We start from the raw sequence: 19,960 nt of genomic DNA on the forward strand, positions 1-19,960 counted from the left end.
CGGCTGGCAGGGGAGCGAACGGCGTCAGGCACGAAACGGTTGCATTCATGACCGGGTGGCGGTTGTTCACCGCCCGCTCTGGAGTTTCATATGCAGGGCCTCGAAGCTGGCCCTCCAGGTTTCATGAGCGCCATCGGGCAGGCCGCCGTATGGAGACACGTGGGGATGAAAATGAGCGGGCAGGTCCGGAAGCTCCTGGTCATCGCCCGTCATGCCGGGCTGCGCGCCGGGTTTCGTCAGATGCTGGAGCATGACGCCGGGGGCCAGTACGACGTCACCGAGCTCGAGACGGGCACGGCCGCTGTGCGCGCACTGAGCACGGGAGAGGTGGCGCCCGACTGCCTGCTCCTCGCTCATGAGCCGCCAGACCTGGATGCGCTGGAGGTGCTGGCCGCGCTCCGGGCGGAGCATCCTGTTCCCTCCTGCCCCGTCGTCCTCATCCCGGCCGGCCCGGTGGATGAAGACGAGACGCGACGAGCCGCACTGCGGTCCGGCGCCATGGAGTTCCTCGAGCGGAGCGCGCTGAACACGCAAGCCCTGACCCGAGCCATCGAGAACGCAATCGATCGCTTCACGCCCTGGCGGACGGTCCAGAGCCCCACTGGACGCGGGGGCCCCCCCGGGAACAGCCTGGCGCAGCTCGAGGCCGTGCTCAACGCGATGGCCGACGGAGTCGCCGTCTTCGACATGGACGGGAACGTGGTCCTCCTCAACGACGCGCAGGCCCGCATCAACGGCTTCGCGAATGCCGAGGAGATGAAGCGCGACCTCCCGTTCTTCGCGCGGCTCTACGAGCTCAGCTCCGAGGATGGACGGCTCATCCCCATCGAGGAGTGGCCGGTCTCGCGGGTGCTGCGAGGAGAGAACATCCCCCACTGGCAGCTCCGGACCCGCCGGCGGGATATCGGCCGGGAGTGGCACATCCACTTCAGCGGCACCCCCGTTCGAGACGAGACGGGACGGCAGGTGTTCGCCATCGTCGTCACCCGCGACCTCACGGACCACGTCCGGGCCGAGCACGCCCTGAGTGCCTCGCAACGGCGCTACCGCACGCTCTTCGAGTCCATCGACGAGGGGTTCTGCATCGTGCAGATGCTCTTCGACGAGCACGGCCAGCCCATCGACTACCGGTTCCTCGAGACGAACGCCGCCTTCGCGCATCAGACGGGCCTGGAGAACGCCGTCGGCAGGACGGCCCGTGAGCTCGTTCCGGAGCTCGACGCGTCCTGGTTCAAGCGCTACGGCCACGTGGCGCTCACCGGCGAGACCGTCCGCTTCGAGAACCACGCCCCGGCGATGAACCGCTGGTTCGAGGTGTTCGCCACCCGCACGGGCGAGCCGGAAGACCGGCAGGTGGCGATCGTCTTCAAGAACATCACCGAGCGGAAGCTCGCCGAGCAGGCCCTCCGCGAGAGCGAGGCCCGCGCGCACCAGGCCGCCATCAACGCCGAGGCCGAGAGCCGCCTGCTCGACGCCGTGCTGGAAGCGGCGCCCGCCGGCATCGTCCTCGCGGATGCCAACGGCAAGCTCGTCCGGATGAATCCCGCCAATGCGCGCCTGTGGGGACCCGCGCCCTATAGCAGCAGCGTGGAGGAGTACCGGGAGTGGAAGGGCTGGTGGGCCGACGGCTCGGAGCGGCACGGGCGCCGCGTGGAGACGGGCGAGTGGGCCATGGCCCGGGCCCTGGGCGGGGAGACCGTCTCGGGCGACCTCGTGGAAATCGAGCCTTTCGATGCCCCCGGAGTCCGCCGCACCATGCTCAACTCCGCCGCGCCCGTGCGGGATACGGCGGGAAGGATCCTCGGGGCCGTGGTGGCGCAAATGGACATCACCGCCCGCGTCCGGGCCGAGGAGGCCGTCCGGAGGAGCGCGGAGCGGCAGCGGCTCGTCAGCCGCGCCACCAACGACGTCATCTGGGACTGGGACCTCACGACGAACGGTGTCGAATGGAACGAGGCGGTGCGGGTGCATTTCGGCTGCACGCGAGAGGAGCTCGGCTCCACCGCCGAGGGCTGGTACAGCCGCATCCATCCCGAGGACCGCGAACGGGTGGTCTCCGGCATCCACGCGGCCATCGACGGCGGCCAGGAGTCCTGGACCGACGAGTACCGCTTCCGCAGGAGCGACGGCTCCTACGCCACCTTCCTGGATCGCGGACACATCGGCCGCGACGCCTCCGGCAAGGCCCTCCGCATGATCGGCTCGATGCTGGACCTGACCGAGCGTCACCGCGCCGAAGCCGCCCTGCGTGAGAGCAAGGAGCGCTTCGAGACACTCGCCGACAACATCCCGCAGCTCGCCTGGATGACGGACGAGACGGGCGCCATCTTCTGGTACAACCAGCGCTGGTTGGACTACACGGGCACGACGCTCGACGAGATGAAGGGCTGGGGCTGGCAGAAGGTCCACCACCCGGACCACGTGCAGCGCGTCACCGAGCGATTCAAGCGGAACATCGCCTCGGGAGAGGTGTGGGAAGACACCTTTCCGCTGCGCGGCAGGACGGGGGAGTACCGCTGGTTCCTCTCGCGCGCCCATCCCATCCGTGACAGCTCGGGCCGGGTGCGCCGCTGGTTCGGCACGAACACGGACGTCACCGAACAGCTCGAGGCCGAGGAGCAGCTCAAGGAGGCCCTGCGCTCACGCGACGAGTTCCTCTCCATCGCGAGCCATGAGCTGAAAACACCCCTCACGTCGCTCAAGCTGCAGATGCAGATGATGCAGCGCCGCCTCGAGCGGGGAGATCCGGCCGCCTTCGAGCCGGAGCGGGTGGGCAGGCTCGTGGCCCAGTCGAACCAGCAGCTCGCGCGGCTCTCGCGGCTGGTCGGTGACATGCTCGACATCTCGCGCATCCGGACGGGACGCCTCGGCCTCGAGCCGGGCCCGGTGGACGCCGTCGGGCTCATCCGCGAGGTGCTGGAGCGCTTGAGCCCCCATCTGGCCGAGGCACGCACTCCCACCACGCTGGAGGCCCCGGAGCGGCTCGAAGCCGAGTGGGATCGTTTCCGCATCGAGCAGGTGGTGACCAACCTGCTCACCAACGCCATGCGCTATGGCGACCACAAGCCGGTGACCGTGAAGCTGCGGTCACACGAAGGGCGCATCCTGCTGAGCGTGGAGGATCATGGACTCGGCATCGCGAAGGAGAGCCAGGAGCGCATCTTCAACCGCTTCGAGCGGGCCATCTCCGCGAGCGACATCTCGGGGCTGGGCCTGGGACTCTTCATCAGCCGGCAGATCGTGGAGGCCCACGGCGGCCGCATCTGGGTGGAGAGCGAGGGCCCGGGCCGGGGCGCGACGTTCTTCGTCGAGCTGCCGGTGTTCGCCCACGTCAACCCGCTGAAGCTCGGAGGCACGGAGCCGGGCGCGGCCTCGCGCCGCCCGAGCATCAGGGCGTGAGCGGCGTGAGAGGGAGCCCACCCGTGGCAGGCTCCCTCTCACGAAGGACGCGAATCAGGTGGCGCGGTATCGCGTGCGGTGGAGCGCCCTTAGCAGCAGGAGCAGGACACATGCTCCCACGAAGGCGACGATGATGGTGGACACGATGCCGCTGCCGGGTGCACCGATACCAAGTGCCCGGAAGAGCCAGCCGCCGATGAACGCGCCAACGATGCCGACGACGATGTCTCCCACGATGCCGTAACCGCCGCCCACTACCGCCGAGGCCAACCAGCCCGCGATGAGGCCGACGACAAGCCAGATGACGAGTGTTTCGATGGTCATGAGAAGTGCCCTCGAATGCGAGTCACCCATCAGGTAAGCACCCGAGCCCGTGGAGCCGAGGGAACAGGCAGGCAGGAGAGCGCCGCGCCGTCCGTCCGCTCCGGCTCGCCTCATGAGGGCCGGCGGAACTCCACCCCCGAGGGACCGGCCACCACCAGCTCGGAGGTCAGGCCGATGAACAGGCCATGCGCCACGATGCCGGCCCGGGCCTCCAACCGCGAGGCCAGTTGCTCCGGCCGCTCGATGGGACCGAACGCACAGTCGAGGATGAAGTTGCCCTGGTCCGTCCGGTAGAGCGCCCCGTCAGGCCCCTGTCGCGGGGTGATGCGCGCGCCGAGGCCCTCCAGGAAGAGCGCCTGCGAGCGCCAGCCGAAGGGCAGCACCTCCACCGGCACCGGCCAGCGCGTCCCCAACCGGGGTGACAGCTTGCCCGCGTCCACCACGATGAGCACCCGCCGGCTCGCCTGGGCGACGATCTTCTCGCGCAGCAGCGCCCCTCCCCCACCCTTGATGAGCCGCAGCGCCGAGTCCACCTCGTCCGCCCCGTCGAGGGTGAGGTCCACCACCGGGTGCTCCTCCAGCGTGGTGAGGGGCACTCCCGACGCACGCGCCAGCGCCTCCGTCCCCACCGACGTGGGCACGCCCACCACGTCCATCAGCATCCCCTCGGCGCGCAGGGCGGCCAGCCGGTGCACCACGAAGGCCGCGGTGCTGCCCGAGCCGAGCCCCACCACCATTCCCGGTTGGATGGCCTCCACCGCGCGCTCGGCGGCCTGGCGCTTGAAGCGGGCGACGTCCCCCTCACCGGTTGTGGACATGACGGGCTCTCCCTCGTGGAAGGTGCACACCCGGGCCCTCGCGCACAGTCCCGGGCCCGCCTTCCTCCTCCACGAGCATTCGACGGCTCACGGAGTGAAGCGCACGGAGGACGGCAGCGTCACGCTCCCCGACGCGCCACCGATGACCTGCACCGCGCCCGTATCCAGCAGCGTGGCGGTGTGGCCGGTGCGCGGCACGGGCATGTAGTCGATCGTGAACCACCGGTTGGACTGCGGGTCGTACACCTCGGTGCTGGTCTCCAGCGAGGTGCCGTTGGTGCCGCCCGTCACCAGCAGCGCGCCCGAGTAGAGCAGGACGGCGGTGTGGTCCCGGCGCGGCCGGTTCATCGGCGGCGCGGAGAACCACCGGTCGTTGTACGGGTCATACACGTCCACCGAGCCCAGCACGGGATTGCCGCTGGTGCTCGGGTCGAAGCCGCCCGCGACCAACACGTAGCCCGAGTAGAGCCGCGTCGCGGTGTGGCCCGCGCGGGTCACCGGCATGGGCTGCACCTGCCTCCACGTGTTCGTGGCCGGGCTGAACAGCTCCGCCTTGTTCGTCACCGCGCTCAGCCCGCCCAGCACCAGCACCTCGCCCGAGTAGAGCGGCGTCGCGGTATGGGAGAAGCGGGCGGTGGACAGGGAGCCCACGAGGCTCCACGTGCCCGTGGCCGGGTCATACAGCTCCGCGCTGGTGGACAGGCTGCCCGCGGGCGTCATGCCGCCCGAGGCCAGCACCTTGCCCGACTCGAGCCGCGTCAAGGTGAAGAAGGCGCGCGGCACCACCATGGCCCCCGTGAGGCTCCACGTGCCCGTGGCCGGATCATACAGCTCCGCGATGCTGGAGTAGGGCGAGCCACTGCCGTCCTGCCCTCCCGCCACCAGCACCTTGCCCGACTCGAGCCGGACGCCCGCGAAGTTCTGGTGCGGCACGTTCAGCGAGCCCGTGCTGCTCCACGTGTCCGAGTACGGGTTGTACAGCTCCGCGCTCCGCGTGAGGCCGATCGTTCCGCCGCCCGTCGTGCCACCCGCCACCAGCACCAGCCCCGAGTCCAGCAGCGTCGCCGTGTGCAGGCCGCGCCCGGTCTTCATGAGCGCGCTCGTGCTCCACCGCGAGGAGGTGAGCGCCCTTCCGTCGATGGTGCGCGCCACCCCCTCCTCCGGCGCCTCCGCGCTCCCGCACCCGCCCACCACCCCCGCCGCCACTCCCGCCAACACCACCGACAGCCGAATCGTCTTGAACATGGAACCCCGTCCCCAGATGAACCCCGCTCCAGCCCGGCCGCTGGAGGCGCGCGCATATTGCACATTCAACGGATAGGTCCAAGCATTTCGGAAATCCGTTTCTGCGGGGTTTGACGGGGTAGTGGGTTATTTCGCGAAACGGCGAAAGAAGCTGGTGTCGTTCCAGCGAGGGCGCTCGGGGGCGTTCGCCACGGTGCGGGCGAGGTCGGCGAGCATCCGGACGAACTTCGCCGCGCCCTCCTTGTTCACCGGCTGGGCCAGGTCATCCGACGGGGCGTGGTAGCGCTCACGGTACCAGCCGCGCAGCATCTGCTCCTCCTTGGAGCCCGGCTCGGCGCCGAACTTGAAGGCCAGCGCCGGCACGCCCTCGCGGATGAAGGCGTACTGGTCGCTGCGAACGAAGCCCATGCGGTTGGGCTGCGGGTCCGGCTGCACCTTCACGCCGTGGGCCGCCGCCACCTGCACGAGTGAGGCGCCGAGCGTGGACTCCTCCTGGCCGTAGGCCACCACGTGGGTGAAGGGGACGAGCGGCAGGAACATGTCCATGTTGAAGTCCGCCAGCAGCCCCGCCGCCGGCACGGTGGGCCGGGCCGCGAAGTACTTCGCGCCCAGCAGGCCCTTCTCCTCGCCCATCACCAGCGCGAAGAGCACCGAGCGCTTGGGCTTCTCCGCCGAGGCCTGGAGCGTCCGCGCCACCTCGAGCACCGCCGCCACGCCCGAGGCGTTGTCCATGGCACCGTTGTAGATGCGGTCTCCCTTCACCGGCTCGCCCACGCCCACGTGGTCCAGGTGCGCGGAGATGACCACGTACTCCCCCGCGAGCTTCGGATCGCTCCCGGGCAGCACGCCCACCACGTTGGCGGCCTTGAGCGGCGCGGTCTCGAAGGCGACCTGGGCCTTCAGGCGCGAGGGCAATTCGAATTTCGGCATCGGCTTGTCCGCGTTCGCCAGCGCGACCAGCGACTCGAAGGTGTGCGGCGCGCCCGCGAACAGCTTCTGCGCGTGGGCGTGGTTGAAGACGACGCTCAGCTTCATCCCCTGGTCCTCATTGAGGGCCGCGTCGGCGAACATCATCGCGGGCTTCTTGCGCGCCCCCGCGGCCCGCTCCCAGGGGACCTCCACGAGCTTGGGGTTCTGCAGCATGACGAACCCCACCGCTCCCGCCTGCTTCAGTGCCTTCGCGCGCTCGCTCGAGGAGCCGTGGTGGGCACGCAGCGCGCCGGAGACCTTCTCGGGGCCTCCCTGGAGGATGACGGCGATCTTCCCCTGGAGGTCCACGCCCGCGAAGTCGTCGTGGCCGGCCTCGGGGATGGAGAGGCCGTAGCCGATGAACACCAGGGGGGCGTCGACGGAGCCCGCCTCCCCCGCGCGGGAGGAGATGATGGCGTCCTTGCCGAGCGTCATCCGCGTCTCCTTGCCCTCGCGCACCAGGGACAGGCGCGAGCGCTCCTCCACCAACCGGCGCGACACCAGATCCACCTCCTGGAGGTAGCTGTCACCGGCCCCGGGCTTCACGCCGGCGGCCGAGAGCTGCTCGGTGACATAGGCCGCGGCCTTGCGGTAGCCCTCGCTGCCCGTGTCCCGGCCTTGCAGCGCATCGCTGGCGAGGTACTCCACGTGCTTCCACCAGCTCGCCCCATTCGGAGCGGGTGCTTCGGCACGGGCGGCGGAGGCGCTCAGCAGGGCGAGCGCGGCGAGGAGCGGGGTACGAGGAGAACGGCGCATGATGGACTCGCTTTCGGCCCGGAGGTGCCGGGCGCGGAAAAACAGCGCGGCCCCCAACACCCGGCGGTCCGGATCATTTCCGGCGAGTCGCGAGAAGGAGCACCCAGGGAATATGCGCTGACAATCGCGCCCATTTCCCCTCGCCCTCCGGGAGAGGGGTGGTTGCTCAGAGCGCCCAACGCACGGACACGTGGAGCTGGCCCGAGGGCCGGAGCTCCGCCGTGCCATCGTGCCTCGGCGCCAGGGCGAGGCCCGCCGCCCCCTCCAGGCCCAACAAGAACCGCTCGGCCAACGGATACGTCACGGCAGCGTAGGGCCCCAGGCCCCAGATGAGCCCCCAGCGCGGAGGCTCCTTGATGCCGTAGATGCGCCCGGCCTGCTCCGCGTCCACCCGCCGGATGGTCTGCCTCACCCAGGTCCCCTGCCCCTCGGCCCCGAGCGTGAATTCCACCGGCCCCGCGTGCAGCAACACCCCCCCACCCAGCGACAGCCTCAGCTCCGTCTGCGACAGGGAGAACAACTCGCGCTCCATATAAGCGCGCGTGAAGCCAAACCGTGTGTGCGCCGAGGCCCGTGACCACCGGTGACGCAGCCCCACTTCACCAAAGTGCTCCGCCCCCATTCCGCGCACCGAGCCCGTGGACAAACCATAGCCCGCGCTCACATCCCAGGGGCGCAGCACCAGCGGTCCGCTCCCGCGCAACCGGGCCCGCTGAAGCGGCACCCGGATGAAGTCCGCGCGCGTCAGCACCCGCTCCGCGCTCCAGCCGACCCGCACGTCCGTGGCCTCCGCGAACGTGCCTTCCGGGCGAACCACCCGGTAGAGCCCGGGCCGCACCGCCAGACGCGTGGACTCGCCCCGGTACTTGCGGATCTCCGCCACCAGCTCCTGCCGGTGGTCCGCCACCCAGAGGCTCCCCTCCAGATCCTCACCGAGCACCAGGCTGGCCCCGAGACGCGCCGGGCGCGCCATCACCCACTCGCCCCAGCCACTCAGGCGGATGTCGAAGCCCGGGTGCTGCGTCCCCGCGCCACTGCGCGTGGAAGCCGCGAGCGTCTGGCGCCAGGCGTAGCCGTAGAGCTCGGAGAGGGAGATGGCGCCATCTCCATTCCCATCCGCCAGGCCGTGCAGCGCCGCGAGCACATGGTGCGTGAAGAGCGAGCCACGCAGCGAGGGCCACTCCTGAGCGGGCTCGCCCTCCGCCGCCGCCATCAACAGCACCATGCCCTCCACCCGCGAGGGCACCTCCAGGCGGACCGGCGCCTCCTCGGAGACGGGCACGCCGCCCTTGGCGCGGGAAACCACGGGCGTCCGGCACGCATCCAGGATGGCGAGCCGCAAGGAGGACGGAGCCGCCGCGAGCACCTGCCGCAGCACGGCCAGGGGCAACCGGGTGCCCTCCAGGTGCAGCGCCTCCGCGTCGGCGTGGGCCGAGACGTAGAACACCAGCGTGGCCGGCCCACGGGACCGCGAGCGCGCCAGCAACCCGTGCGCCTCGGCCAGCGCGCGCCGCACCGCCGCCGCGTCCCCTCCCGTCACCAGGAAGGCGTGCTGGGGAGAGACGCCCCCCACCTCCAACAGCAACTGGTGGAAGCGCCGGGCATCCGCCTCGGCGTACTCCAGCGGTGCGTCCCCGCTGACTCCGGTGTTGCTGCCCACCACCACCGCCACCCGCAGCTCCTCCGCCACTCCGGCGGCCCACGCCCCGGAGCACAGCAGCAGCGCGGCCAGCACGCCCCACCTCACCGCGTCCCCTTCCGATGGAAGTGCGCCACCGACTGGCCCGGCAATCCCGTGTCCTCGAAATGCAACCCACCGGCCCGCTCGAAGGCGCGGCGCAGCGCCGCCTCGACGTCCCGCTCCTCCAGTGGCTCCGGACTGAAGAGGACGGTGATGCGCTCCTCGCCCCGCCAGCCGTCCAGCACGACGCCGCCCGGCAACAGGTGCTCTCCCGGCTCGAGCGGCACGCTCCGCGAGCCACTGGCGGGGAAGTAGCGGGTGAACCGGCCCTCTCCATCCTGGTTGGCGATGAAGACGGAGCCCCGCTCCGGCACGGCCACCCGGAAGCGCAGCGTGTCCCCAGGCAGCAGGGGCGCTCCTTCCGGGAACGGAACGGCGGGCTGTCCCTCGCGGCTGACGAGCACCTCCAGCCGCACCCCGGACGCGCCCTTGAGCTTCACGGGGAACCCGTCTCCCGTCTCCCCGCCCCGAGGCACCACACGCGGCACCACCACGAGCAGGACGAGGGCCACGGCCACCGCGGCCGGGAGCGCGCCGAACGCCCACACGGGCCGCCGCCACCAGGGGACACGGCGGGCCCGCTCCTCGATGCGCGCCGCGAAGGCTCGCGCGGGCCGGGCCTGGAGGAATCGCGCCCGCTCCTCGCGCAGGGCCGCCACGCGCGCCTGACAGCCGGCACACGCCCGCACGTGCGCCTCCACGTCCGCGGGCCGGGGTGTCCCCTCGGGCGCGAAGGCCAGCGTCTCGAGCACCCGCGCCGCCGGGTGGCCCGCCTCTCGGGACTCCCGGAGGGACTCGAAGTCGTTCATCCCGTACCTCGCTTCGCCCGGCCGCCCGTCAGCAACCGGCTGGCCACGGCCTTGAACTGGGCGAGCCGCTCCTTCACCGTCTTGCGCGAGCAGCCGAGGCTCTCGGCCACCTCGTCCTGCGTGAGCTCGTCCAGGTAGTAGAGCACCGCGGTGTCCCGCACGCGCTCCTTGCACGCCGAGAGCACCTGGCCGAACAGGTGCATCTGCTCGGACGTGTCCGGGGCCGAGGCCTCCTCGGGCAGGGGCCCCTTCACGTCCTCGCTGGGAACGTGGCGCGCGCGGCGGCGCAGCAGGTCCACGCAGTGCCGGTCCGCGATGCGGTAGAGCCACGGCAGCGGCTCCTCGCCCTCGAGCGTGTGCGCGTAGCGCCAGGCGCGCAGAAACACTTCGTGCAAGGCATCATCCGCCTCGGCCTCGGATTGCAGGAGGCGGACGCAGCGGCGATGCACGGCGTAACCGTACAGCGCGTACCATTGCTCGAGCGTCGCCGCTTCCATCCCCGCTCACGGGCACACGTGCCGCGCGGCCTCCAGCGACAACGAGGTGGAGGCCGGGAGCGCGGTGAAGGATGGAGGCTCGCTCCCGGCGCTCCGCACGCCGAGCAGGCTGAAGCCCCGAGGCACCTCGCCGGGCCACTCCGTCCACGTCCCCGAGCGTTCGCGTGGGAGGGCGCCATCCAGGAAGAGCACCGCCAGTCCCGAGTCGAGAGACGTGGCCACCACGCGCTCTCCGCCCGGGCCCAGGTCCAGCACTCCGTTGCGGTTGTCATCCTGGAAGAAGACGACCCACCCGAGCGCCAGGCGGCCCTGCCCACCGAGCGGCTCCAGCGCGAGCTGCGCGGCGGGCATGGGAGTCGTGGACAGCGGCAGCACGAAGCTCGAGGGGAAATACGGCTGGAAGGACATGGGCTGCAACAGCGCTCCCTGCTCCGCTCCGCACGAGGAGCCCCCGGCCAACAGCAGCGCGGCGAACCGCTCCGTGGCGGCGAGGTCCGGCGCCCACGCCAAGGTCATCGCCGTGGGGCCCCGCCCATTGCCAACACCCGCGTGGAGCTCTCCCTCGAGAACCTCCACCGGCTCGACGGGATACGTCTCGTCCGCCAGCCCGTATTCGCCGCAGCCGGCCACGCTCAATGCGAGTGTGGCCAGCCACGAGGTCAGCCTCGGGACTCGTGCGAGTGGATGGGTCATCCGACGTTCTCCCTCTTCCTGCGCCGCGACGCCAGCAGTGCCACCAGCCCGGACAGCAGGAACGTCCCTCCCCCGCTGGCCGTGCTGCAACCCCAGTTCCCGGGCGGTGGCTCATCGGGCTCTGGCGCCACACATTGTACAGCGGGAGCTCCGCGCGGGTAGATGGTGCACATGGCCAGCCGCGAGCCCTCGTCGATGAGCCGCTGGTACGGAGTGGACGTGGGATACATCGTCGAGCGCGCATCCGGCGAGTGGTCCAGGCCCAGCGCGTGTCCCAGCTCGTGCGTCACCGTGCCCTGGAGGTCCCTCACCTCGGAGGGAGAGGCGAAGGCCACGGCGTTGAGTTCCACGTCCGCGTCGAGGATCTCTCCCGAGCGCATCTGGAAGGTGACCGTCGTGAGGCCCAGCGTCTCCGCCGCGTACCGCCAGCAGTCCTCGCTCTCCGAGGAATCCTGCTGGGTACAGGCCCGATCCCTCAGCACGAGAATGTTCTCGTTCTCGCCGTTCAACACGTAGCCCACCTGCCGCGAGGCCGTGGCGGGTCCCTCGGAGATACGAAGGCTCGCGCACTCCGTGAGGACATCATCCCAGCTCCGCAGCGCCAGGCGCACCGCCTCCTGGCGCGCCGAGCAGTCCGCCTCTCCGGGCATGCACTGCTGTTGCCGGAAGGTGAGCGTGCTGCCCTCCTTCCACCACAGGCAACGGCCATCGGGGGCGCCCTCGGTGACCGGGGCGCGCGAGCGGTTGTAGGGAGGAATGGACGTCTGGGTCTCGCGCACCCGCGGGGACGTGGAGCGGGGAACGGGGGGCGCCGCGTCACGCGCCGCCGCGAGCACCTGGACCCGGAGCTCCTCGAGGTCCATCGTCCGCGACATCCCCGGCACGGGCTGGAGCGACAGCGGATCCACCAGGCGCAGGTCCTCGGGGAGTTCCGCGGTGGCGGTCACCTTCTGGCCCGCCTCCGAGCGCTGGATGCGGAACGCGCCCTGGGCCAGGCCCACCACGCGCAGGCCCTCCGTCCCATGCGCGAGGAAGAGCACCACCTCCTCACCCGGCACGAACACGGGCGCACCGCTCACGTACTGGCGGAGCCCTCCCGCGATCCCTCCCGGCACGGTGACCTGGACGGACGGAGACGACACCGCTCCAGCAAGCACCTCGTCCACCGAGACCTCCACGCCGGTGACGATGCGCCCGGTTCCCGGCAGCGGATGGCTGGAGACCTGGAGCACCCGGCCGCGAATCACCCACTCGGAGCCGCGGGTGAGGGACGGCACATCGAGTGCCATCACGGTGGAGGCCCGGGCAGCAGCGGGCGCGAGCAGGCACAGGGCCAGTGCCCAGAGCAGGTGCAGCGGAATTCTACGGCTCATCGTGTTCCTCCTGGGGTGGTTCGCGTCACATCGACCCCAGGACCGAGGCAGCGGGAAAAACTGGCACCCTCTTTTTTCGCCGTGACGCTCGCTCCCTCCCCAGGGGTGTGATCCAAAGCACAGCGGCCGAGCGCTCGTGGAGGTAAGAGGGTGGATTACCATGCCCACCCGGCATGGCCTTGCGGCGGCTGGACAGCCGCGGACCCTCGAAGGAGCAGCCGTGGCACACCGGGCGGGGTACACCCTTCACGAGCAACTCCATTCGAGCCATCGCTCCACCCTCTTCCGCGCCACGCGGCTCAGGGACCATCGCCCGGTCATCCTCAAGCTCACCACCAGCGACTATCTCGACCGGCGCCGCACCCTGGAGCTGCGCCGCGAGTACGCCATCGCCCGCCGCGTCGAGGGCAACGGCATCCTCCGCGTCCTCGGCCTGGAGGAGTTCCCCGACCGGGCCGCCCTCGTCCTGGAGGACTTTGGCGGCATCTCCCTGCGCCACCTGCTGGACGAGCGCGGGCCCCTGGACGTGGGCACCTTCCTGGACTTCGCCGTGCGCCTCGGCGCGGCGCTGGGACACATCCACCAGCGCGGCGTCATCCACAAGGACATCAAGCCCCACAACATCATCGTCAACCCCACCACCGGCGAGCTGAAGATCACCGACTTCTCCCTCTCGGTGGGGCTGTCGCTGGAGTCCGTTCCGCCCGAGCTGCCCACGCACCTGACGGGCACGCTGGCCTACATGGCGCCCGAGCAGACCGGACGCATGAACCGGGGAGTGGACTCCCGTGCGGACTTCTACGCCCTGGGCGCCACCTTCTTCGAGCTGCTCACCGACCGCCGCCTCTTCATCACGAGCTCGCCCCTGGAGTTGCTGCACGCGCACGTGGCCCGGGTGCCGCCCTCGCCGCGCGAGCTCAACCCCGAGGTGCCCGAGCGCCTCGCGGCCATCATCCTCAAGCTGCTGGCCAAGGCCCCCGAGGAGCGCTACCAGAGCACCTGGGGCCTCATCGCCGACCTCGAGCAGTGCCAGCGCCAGTGGCGCGAGGGCAGCACGCTGCCGCCCTTCCCCCTGGGCCTCGCGGACCAGCCCCACCAGTACCGCCAGCCGCAGGGACTGCATGGACGCGACGCGGACGTGGCGCTGCTGACCCGGACGTATGCGCGCGCCGCCGCCGGCCAGGGCCAGCTCCTGCTCATCTCCGGCCCGGCGGGCATCGGCAAGTCCTCGCTCGTCAACGAGCTGTACCGCGTCACGGCCGCCAGCCGCGGACGCGTGGCCATGGGCAAGTGTGACCAGTTGCTGAACAGCGAGCCCTTCGATGCCATCCACCAGGCCCTCCAGGCCCTGGTGCGGCAGACACTCGGGGAGGGCGAGGCGGAGACAGCCCTCATCCGCGAGCGCCTCCAGGAAGTGCTCGGCTCGAACCTCGCCGCCCTCGCCGAGGCCGTTCCCGACACCCGCGCGCTGGTGGGAGAGCAGCCTCCGCCCCTCCCGCTCTCCTCCTCCGAGTCCAGGAATCGCCTCAACCTCGTGCTCACGCGCACGCTCCAGGCCTTCGCCACGCCCGAGCGTCCGCTCGCGCTCTTCCTGGATGACCTCCAGTGGGCCGACAACGCCACGCTCACCCTGCTGCAGAGCCTCGCCCGGGATGTGTCCTCCCGGCACCTGCTGCTCATCGGCACCTACCGCGATACCGAGCTCTCCCCGGAACATCCGCTCACCCACGCGCGCGACGCGCTGCGCGCCACCGGCACCACCTGGGAGCGGATCCACCTGGCGCCGCTCGGCATCAAGGATGTCGCCCGGATGGTATGCGAGAGCACCGCCGTGGAAGCCGGGCACGCGCTGGAGCTGGCACGCCTCATCCATTCCCGGACGGGCGGCAACCCCTTCTCCGTCAAGACGTTCCTCCGCTTCCTGCATGAGCGGGAGCTGCTGCGCTTCGACCCGCGAAGCCGCCGCTGGGAGTGGGACGTCGCCCGTATCGAGTCCCAGGGGCTCCCGGAAGACATCGCCACGCTGATGGTGGCCGAGAGCCAGCGGCTGCCCGAGGAGATCCGCGCCCTGCTCCAATCCGCGGCCTTCCTGGGCGTGACGTTCGGCTTCCAGGATCTCCTGGCCGCCCACGGGGCCTCGGCCGCGGAGACGGCACGTGCCCTCTGGACGGCCATCGAGCGCAGGCTGGTGCTCCCGCTCGGCAAGGACTACGTGCTGTTGGACCCGCAGGGCGGCGCGGTGGAGCCCCTGGACCTGGACGTCTCCTTCCGCTTCGCGCACGACCGCATCCGTCAGGCCGCCTACTCACTCATTCCCGAGGAGGAACGCGCCGCGCGGCATACGGAGGTGGGACTGCGCCTGTACGAGGATGCCCGTGCCACGAAGACGCTCGACGAGCGGATGTTCACCATCCTGCCGCACCTGGGCCACGAGCCCGAGCGCATCGGTCCGGACACCCTGCGGCTGGAGCTGGCCGATCTCCACCTGTCGGCGGGACGCCGGGCGAAGAGCTCGGGCGCCTACCGCACCGCCTGTGAGCTCTTCCGGACCGGCGCCGGGCTCATCCCCGCCGCCCGCGAGCAGGAGCACGAGCGGACCTTCGCGCTCCACAAGGAGCTCGCCGAGTCCTTCTATCTCACGGGAGACATCGAGGCGGCGGCCTCCAGCTTCTCCGCCCTGCTTTCCCAGGCACGCACCCCGGCGCAACGCGCCAGTGTCCTTTGCCTGCAGGCCATCCTGAGCAGCCTCAATGACCGGCACGCGGAGTCCCTGGAGCTCGGCCTCGAGGGCCTGCGCCTGCTCGGAATCGACCTTCCCTCCGCGCCCGACGAGGCCACCGTGGCCGCGGAACTGCGAAGGGTGGAGACCGCGCTGGAAGGCCGTCACATCGAAGCGCTGCTCGACCTGCCCCCCATGAGCGAGCCCACCGCGCAGCTCGCCGCCGAGCTGCTGAGCGCCACGGTCACCGCCTCCTACTTCATCTCCCAGCAGCTGCTCGTCCTGCTGACGCTCCGGCAGGTGCGGTTGAGCCTGGAGCACGGCAACAGCCGCTTCTCTCCCTATGGCTACGCCGCTTATGGCTTCGTCGTCTCGACCCTCCGCGACGACCCCGCCACCGGCCGGCGCTTCAGCCTTCTCGCCTTCGAGCTCGCCACGCGCCTGAAGGATCCGATGCAGCAGGCGCGCGCCCTCTACATCCACGTGGCCTACCTCGAGCAATGGACGCGGAGCGCGAGGGCCGGCATCCCCCAGCTCGCCAAGGCCTACAAGGGCCTCCTGGAGAGTGGGGACTGGCTGCACGCGGGACATTGCTCCACCTTCCTGTCCTGGCAACGCCTCGCCCTGGGAGAGTCGCTCCCGGACGTGCTGGCGGAGAACCAGCGGTTCCTCGAGCAGTTCGCGGCCCAGAAGGACGTCACCAACCTCCAGATGCACCGGGCCTTCCGGCGGGCATTGCTGCAGCTGACCGGTGCTCCGGAGGAGGAGTCCTCGCGAGAGTCCCATCCCCCCCACTTCGGGGCGGACGCCATGGCCCACATCACGCAGGTGCGGCTCGAGCAGCGCTACCTGTTCCGCCAGTTCGAGGAGGCGCTCGCCCTGGCGCGGGAGGGGAGCGTCTACATGCCCTTCACGCTCGACGCCTTCCTGCGGACCACGCATGCCTTCTATTACGCGCTGAGCGCGGCCGCGGTGTACCCGCGTGCCAGCGTGGAACAGCGGCAGGAGCTGCTGGCGGCCATGGAGCAGCAGCGGGCCTGGCTGGAGAAGTGCGCCCAACGCGCGCCGGAAAACTTCTCGCCCTACCACGTGCTCTTCCTCGCGGAGCTCGCCCGCGTGAAGGGGCAGCACGTCGAGGCCCACACCCGCTACGAGGAAGCCATCGCCGCCGCGCGCTCCAGCGGCTTCACCAGCGTGGAGGCCATCGCCTGTGAACAGGCCTGCCGCTTCCAGGCGGAGCGCAACCGTCTTCCCCTCGCCTCCGCCTACCTGGTGGAAGCCCTCAACGCCTACGAGCGCTGGGGCGCGGCGGGCAAGGTCCATCTCCTCGCCACCGAGCAGTCCCACCTCCTTCGCGCCTACGGCGCCAGCCTCCGGGCGTGGGACCACAAGCTCCAGCAGGCCGGCCTCCCGGCACTCCCGCCCACCGCGGACCTGACCAGCACGGATTCACTCGCCGAGGTGCTCGACATCTCCTCGGTGATGAAGGCCTCCCAGGCCATCTCCAGCGAGCTGCACTTCCCCCAGCTCGCCGCCAACCTCATCGACATCCTCATGGAGAGCACCGGCGCCCAGCGCGGCGTCCTCGTCCTCCAGCGAGAGGAGGACTTCTTCGTCGAGGCCTCCGGCGAAATGGGCCACGGCAGCGCCCCGCTGCTTCCCGTGGAGCGCATGGCCCACAGCGACGCGCTCTGCCACACCATCGCCGAGCTGGTGCTCAGCACCGGCACCCACCTGCTGCTCGACGATGCCTCCTCCCAGGAGCCCTTCCGCGCGGAGCCCTACGTCTCCCGCCACCACGTCCGCTCCGTCCTCTGCGTCCCCATCCTCCATCGCAAGCAACTGCTCGGCCTCGTCTACCTGGAGAACAACCTCACCCCGGGCGCCTTCAACTCCAACCGCCTCAAGGCCGTGGGCATGCTCCTGGCCCAGGCCGCCATCTCCCTGGAGAACGCCGGCCTCTACCGCAAGCTCGAGAAGTCCCACCGCACCCTCGAGCACCGCGTCCAGGAGCGCACCGAGCAACTCCATTCCAAGAACGCCGAGCTGGAAGGCGCCCTGGAGCGCCTGCGCACCATGCAGGCTCAAATCATCACCCAGGAGAAGCTCGCCTCCCTCGGCTCGCTCACCGCCGGCATCGCCCACGAGCTGAAGAATCCGCTCAACTTCGTGAAGAACTTCTCCGAGCTCTCCCTCGAGCTGATGCAGGAGCTGCGCGAGTCCGTGGACAAACGCGAGGACACCGGCTCCCTGCTCCAGGAGCTGGAGCGCAACCTCGCCAAGGTGTGTGAGCACGAGCAGCGCGCCAGCGGCATCATCAACGGCATGCTGCGCCACGCGCGCAACACCCGCGGCGCGCCCCGGGCCACCTCCATCAACCAGCTCGTCGAGGACGCCGTGCGGCTCGTCGACCATGGGCAGAGGGCCCGGCGTCCTCCGCGCCACGTGGCCTTCGACGTGGCCTTCGACACCTCCGTGCCCCCCTGCCACCTGGTGCCCGAGGACCTCAGCCGCGTCATCCTCAACCTGTTGGACAACGGCTGCTACGCCGCCCAGCAGAAGGCAGGGCGCGAGACGGATGGGCAGCCCCGCTTGAAGGTCTCCACCCGCTGGACGGGCAGCGAGGTGGAAATCCGCGTGCGCGACAACGGCAACGGCGTACCCGCCTCGGTGCGCGACAAGCTCTTCACGCCCTTCTTCACCACCAAGCCCACCGGCGAGGGCACCGGGCTGGGCCTGTCCCTCAGCCATGAAATCGTCGTCGTGGCGCTCGGCGGCAAGCTGCGGGTGGAGTCCGAGGAAGGGCAGTACGCGGAGTTCACCGTCGTGCTGCCCGGTGAGCTCGCCCGTCCCCGGACCCGGAGCTGACGTCCCCTCGCCTCAGAGGTACGTCACCGTTCCATCCTCGCGCGTGCAGGAGCCATCCTGCGCGGGACTGCCCACGGAGCGGAGGATGTCCGTCCCCGAGGCCGGCAGCCGCCGTCCCGCCAGCTCGGAGCCGATGGCGCGCACGAGCAGGTGCTTGAGGAGCTGCACCTGGTAGCAGGGGATGTGCGGCTCCGCGTGCGCGTTGCCGATGCCCGAGTCATCCGTGAGGAAGATGTAGCGGCCCAGGGTGAGCTGGGCGGCGGCGCGCATCAGGTACTCGGCCTGGTCGGCCACACCGCTCGCCGCGACCGGGTACACCTTGATGCCGGAGAGGCGGGCGCGGTTGGCCTCGCGCAGGAAGGCCTGGTAGTTCCGCGCGTGCGGCGGCGCATCCGCCACCAGGAAGGTGAGGCGCGCGGTGTTGCCGGTGCGCCACGAGAGCTGGTGGATGGCGCCCAGTCCGCGCTCCATGGCCTCGGGATAGTCGCCTCCGCCATTCGCGGACTGCTGCGCCAGCCACTCCCGGAAGGTGGACTCGGACGAGACGAAGTCGAAGGGCCGCACCACGTACTCGTCGCCATCGTCGCGGTACATCACCAGCGCGAAGCGCGCCGAGACGTCCGGGTAGGTGGCGCGCACCGAGTCGACGATGTTCTGGATCTCCGCCTTCAGGTAGTTGATCTCATCCCCCATGCTGCCGGTGGCATCCACCACGAAGGCCACGTCCAGCTCGGTGGGCAGCACGCCGCGCGCGCCCGGCAGGGTGAGGTTCCACGCGGTGCCCTCCACCGGGGTGGTCACCGGCGTGCCCGGCTGGCCGGGCGGAGGCGACACCGTCACCGAGAAGCTCCCGGTGCCCTGCGCTCCATCATGCGTGGGCAGGAAGAGCAGCCGGCCGTCGCTGGCCGTGGGCGCCTCGAGCCGCTTGCCCGCGGCATCCCCCACGGTGACGCGGGCATTGGGCACGGGGATGCCGTCCTCGTCGCGCACGGTGATGATCACGCGATCCGTGCTGGGGTGCGCGGGCATGCCCTGGGGCGCCTCGGTGAGGTACTTCTGGAAGAAGGAGAAGTTGAGGTTGTCGTCCCAGTCTCCGGCGGTGAGCTGCCCGGGAGACGGGGTGGAACCACCCTGGCCCGGCTCCGGGGAGCCCGGGCCGGCCGGCGGCCCCGGCACGTCTCCAGAAGCGCCACCACTCCGGGGCGGCTCGCTCGGGCTCTCGAGACCACCGCCCGCGCCAAAGTCGCCTGCCGCACCGCAGGCCGAGAGCAGGGCCAGGGCCGCGACCAGCGCGCCGAGAACGAACGGCTTGTGTCTCATGTCTGTCTCCGGGTGAGAAATGAGGGAATCGGGGCGGCGCGACTGCAAGCGCCTTGCCTCGCGATTCACCACCCATAAGAGAGCAAGAGCCAGGAGGCGCCGGGAACGCTCACGGTTTTCCACCACGGAAAACCGAGCGGGTAGGGCGTACGTGCCCGGAAAAAAGATCGGGGAGGAGCCACCCCCGTAGCTCCTCCCCGACCCACTTCCCCGTTACTGCCCCCGAAGGACTTCCGTGCCGCTCCCCAACAACACCCTACCCGTCAAACTCTTCCCGACCCCGTCCACCCCACCCCAACCAACCCGCCGCCCCCGACCGTCCCCAACCCCGTCCTGCCCGTCCCCAACCCCGTCCTGCCCGTCCCCAACCCCGTCCTGCCCGTCCCCAACCCCGTCCCGCTCTGCTCGACTCCAACCGACCCGCCGCCC

Annotated in this window: 12 protein-coding genes; 2 read left to right on the plus strand and 10 right to left on the minus strand. The window is 70.5% G+C overall.

Going from position 1 to position 19,960, the window contains the following annotated elements:
• Positions 1–165 precede the first annotated feature (165 nt).
• Complete coding sequence (locus BO221_RS44480; RefSeq protein ID WP_073566998.1) at positions 166–3,399, plus strand: PAS domain S-box protein; 3,234 nt, start codon at positions 166–168, stop codon at positions 3,397–3,399.
• 54 nt (positions 3,400–3,453) lie between these two features.
• Here the strand turns inward: BO221_RS44480 and BO221_RS44485 are convergent, their stop codons facing one another.
• From BO221_RS44485 to BO221_RS44525, 9 genes are all read right to left on the minus strand, one after another.
• The gene (locus tag BO221_RS44485) at positions 3,454–3,723 is read right to left on the minus strand and encodes a GlsB/YeaQ/YmgE family stress response membrane protein (RefSeq protein ID WP_043413900.1); all 270 of its coding nucleotides are present in this window, start codon (positions 3,721–3,723) and stop codon (positions 3,454–3,456) included.
• A 110-nt stretch (positions 3,724–3,833) separates the two neighbouring features.
• A complete protein-coding gene (gene rpiA, locus BO221_RS44490) occupies positions 3,834–4,541 on the minus strand; it encodes a ribose-5-phosphate isomerase RpiA (protein WP_073567055.1) in 708 nt (235 codons plus the stop codon).
• 87 nt (positions 4,542–4,628) lie between these two features.
• Positions 4,629–5,786: a kelch repeat-containing protein gene (locus tag BO221_RS44495; RefSeq protein ID WP_073566999.1), complete on the minus strand. Its 1,158-nt coding sequence runs from the start codon at positions 5,784–5,786 to the stop codon at positions 4,629–4,631.
• A gap of 126 nt (positions 5,787–5,912) precedes the next feature.
• Positions 5,913–7,511, minus strand: coding sequence for a M28 family metallopeptidase (locus tag BO221_RS44500; RefSeq protein ID WP_073567056.1), 1,599 nt, complete (start codon positions 7,509–7,511; stop codon positions 5,913–5,915).
• Between the two features lie 166 nt (positions 7,512–7,677).
• The gene (locus BO221_RS44505) at positions 7,678–9,258 is read right to left on the minus strand and encodes a caspase family protein (RefSeq protein ID WP_073567000.1); all 1,581 of its coding nucleotides are present in this window, start codon (positions 9,256–9,258) and stop codon (positions 7,678–7,680) included.
• Complete coding sequence (locus tag BO221_RS55185; RefSeq protein ID WP_073567001.1) at positions 9,255–10,061, minus strand: hypothetical protein; 807 nt, start codon at positions 10,059–10,061, stop codon at positions 9,255–9,257. Before BO221_RS55185 ends, BO221_RS44505 begins: the two co-directional genes overlap by 4 nt.
• Entirely contained in the window at positions 10,058–10,558 is a 501-nt protein-coding gene (locus tag BO221_RS44515; RefSeq protein ID WP_073567002.1) for an RNA polymerase sigma factor, read from the minus strand. Before BO221_RS44515 ends, BO221_RS55185 begins: the two co-directional genes overlap by 4 nt.
• A 6-nt stretch (positions 10,559–10,564) precedes the next feature.
• Positions 10,565–11,251 carry a hypothetical protein gene (locus BO221_RS44520; RefSeq protein ID WP_073567003.1) on the minus strand — a complete coding sequence of 229 codons (687 nt, stop codon included), beginning with the start codon at positions 11,249–11,251 and terminating at the stop codon, positions 10,565–10,567.
• Complete coding sequence (locus BO221_RS44525) at positions 11,248–12,624, minus strand: matrixin family metalloprotease (protein ID WP_073567004.1); 1,377 nt, start codon at positions 12,622–12,624, stop codon at positions 11,248–11,250. Before BO221_RS44525 ends, BO221_RS44520 begins: the two co-directional genes overlap by 4 nt.
• Positions 12,625–12,844: 220 nt before the next feature.
• On the opposite strand from BO221_RS44525, the gene BO221_RS44530 reads away from it, so the two are divergent.
• Positions 12,845–18,211: an ATP-binding sensor histidine kinase gene (locus BO221_RS44530; protein ID WP_073567005.1), complete on the plus strand. Its 5,367-nt coding sequence runs from the start codon at positions 12,845–12,847 to the stop codon at positions 18,209–18,211.
• A gap of 12 nt (positions 18,212–18,223) precedes the next feature.
• On the opposite strand, the gene BO221_RS44535 is transcribed toward BO221_RS44530, so the two are convergent.
• On the minus strand, positions 18,224–19,531 hold the full coding sequence (locus BO221_RS44535) for a VWA domain-containing protein (RefSeq protein ID WP_073567006.1): 1,308 nt from the start codon (positions 19,529–19,531) through the stop codon (positions 18,224–18,226).
• Positions 19,532–19,960 lie beyond the last annotated feature (429 nt).

This window comes from Archangium sp. Cb G35 (assembly GCF_001896145.1).
In the GTDB taxonomy this organism is placed as follows: domain Bacteria; phylum Myxococcota; class Myxococcia; order Myxococcales; family Myxococcaceae; genus Archangium; species Archangium violaceum.

What these genes read in the sequence shown, in the direction of transcription:
- BO221_RS44495 (WP_073566999.1), bottom strand. Translation starts at nt 5,786, where the DNA reads ATGTTCAAGACGATTCGGCTGTCGGTGGTGTTGGCGGGAGTGGCGGCG.
- BO221_RS44500 (WP_073567056.1), bottom strand. Translation starts at nt 7,511, where the DNA reads ATGCGCCGTTCTCCTCGTACCCCGCTCCTCGCCGCGCTCGCCCTGCTG.
- rpiA (WP_073567055.1), bottom strand. Translation starts at nt 4,541, where the DNA reads ATGTCCACAACCGGTGAGGGGGACGTCGCCCGCTTCAAGCGCCAGGCC.
- BO221_RS44480 (WP_073566998.1), top strand. Translation starts at nt 166, where the DNA reads ATGAAAATGAGCGGGCAGGTCCGGAAGCTCCTGGTCATCGCCCGTCAT.
- BO221_RS44525 (WP_073567004.1), bottom strand. Translation starts at nt 12,624, where the DNA reads ATGAGCCGTAGAATTCCGCTGCACCTGCTCTGGGCACTGGCCCTGTGC.
- BO221_RS44535 (WP_073567006.1), bottom strand. Translation starts at nt 19,531, where the DNA reads ATGAGACACAAGCCGTTCGTTCTCGGCGCGCTGGTCGCGGCCCTGGCC.
- BO221_RS44485 (WP_043413900.1), bottom strand. Translation starts at nt 3,723, where the DNA reads ATGACCATCGAAACACTCGTCATCTGGCTTGTCGTCGGCCTCATCGCG.
- BO221_RS44520 (WP_073567003.1), bottom strand. Translation starts at nt 11,251, where the DNA reads ATGACCCATCCACTCGCACGAGTCCCGAGGCTGACCTCGTGGCTGGCC.
- BO221_RS55185 (WP_073567001.1), bottom strand. Translation starts at nt 10,061, where the DNA reads ATGAACGACTTCGAGTCCCTCCGGGAGTCCCGAGAGGCGGGCCACCCG.
- BO221_RS44515 (WP_073567002.1), bottom strand. Translation starts at nt 10,558, where the DNA reads ATGGAAGCGGCGACGCTCGAGCAATGGTACGCGCTGTACGGTTACGCC.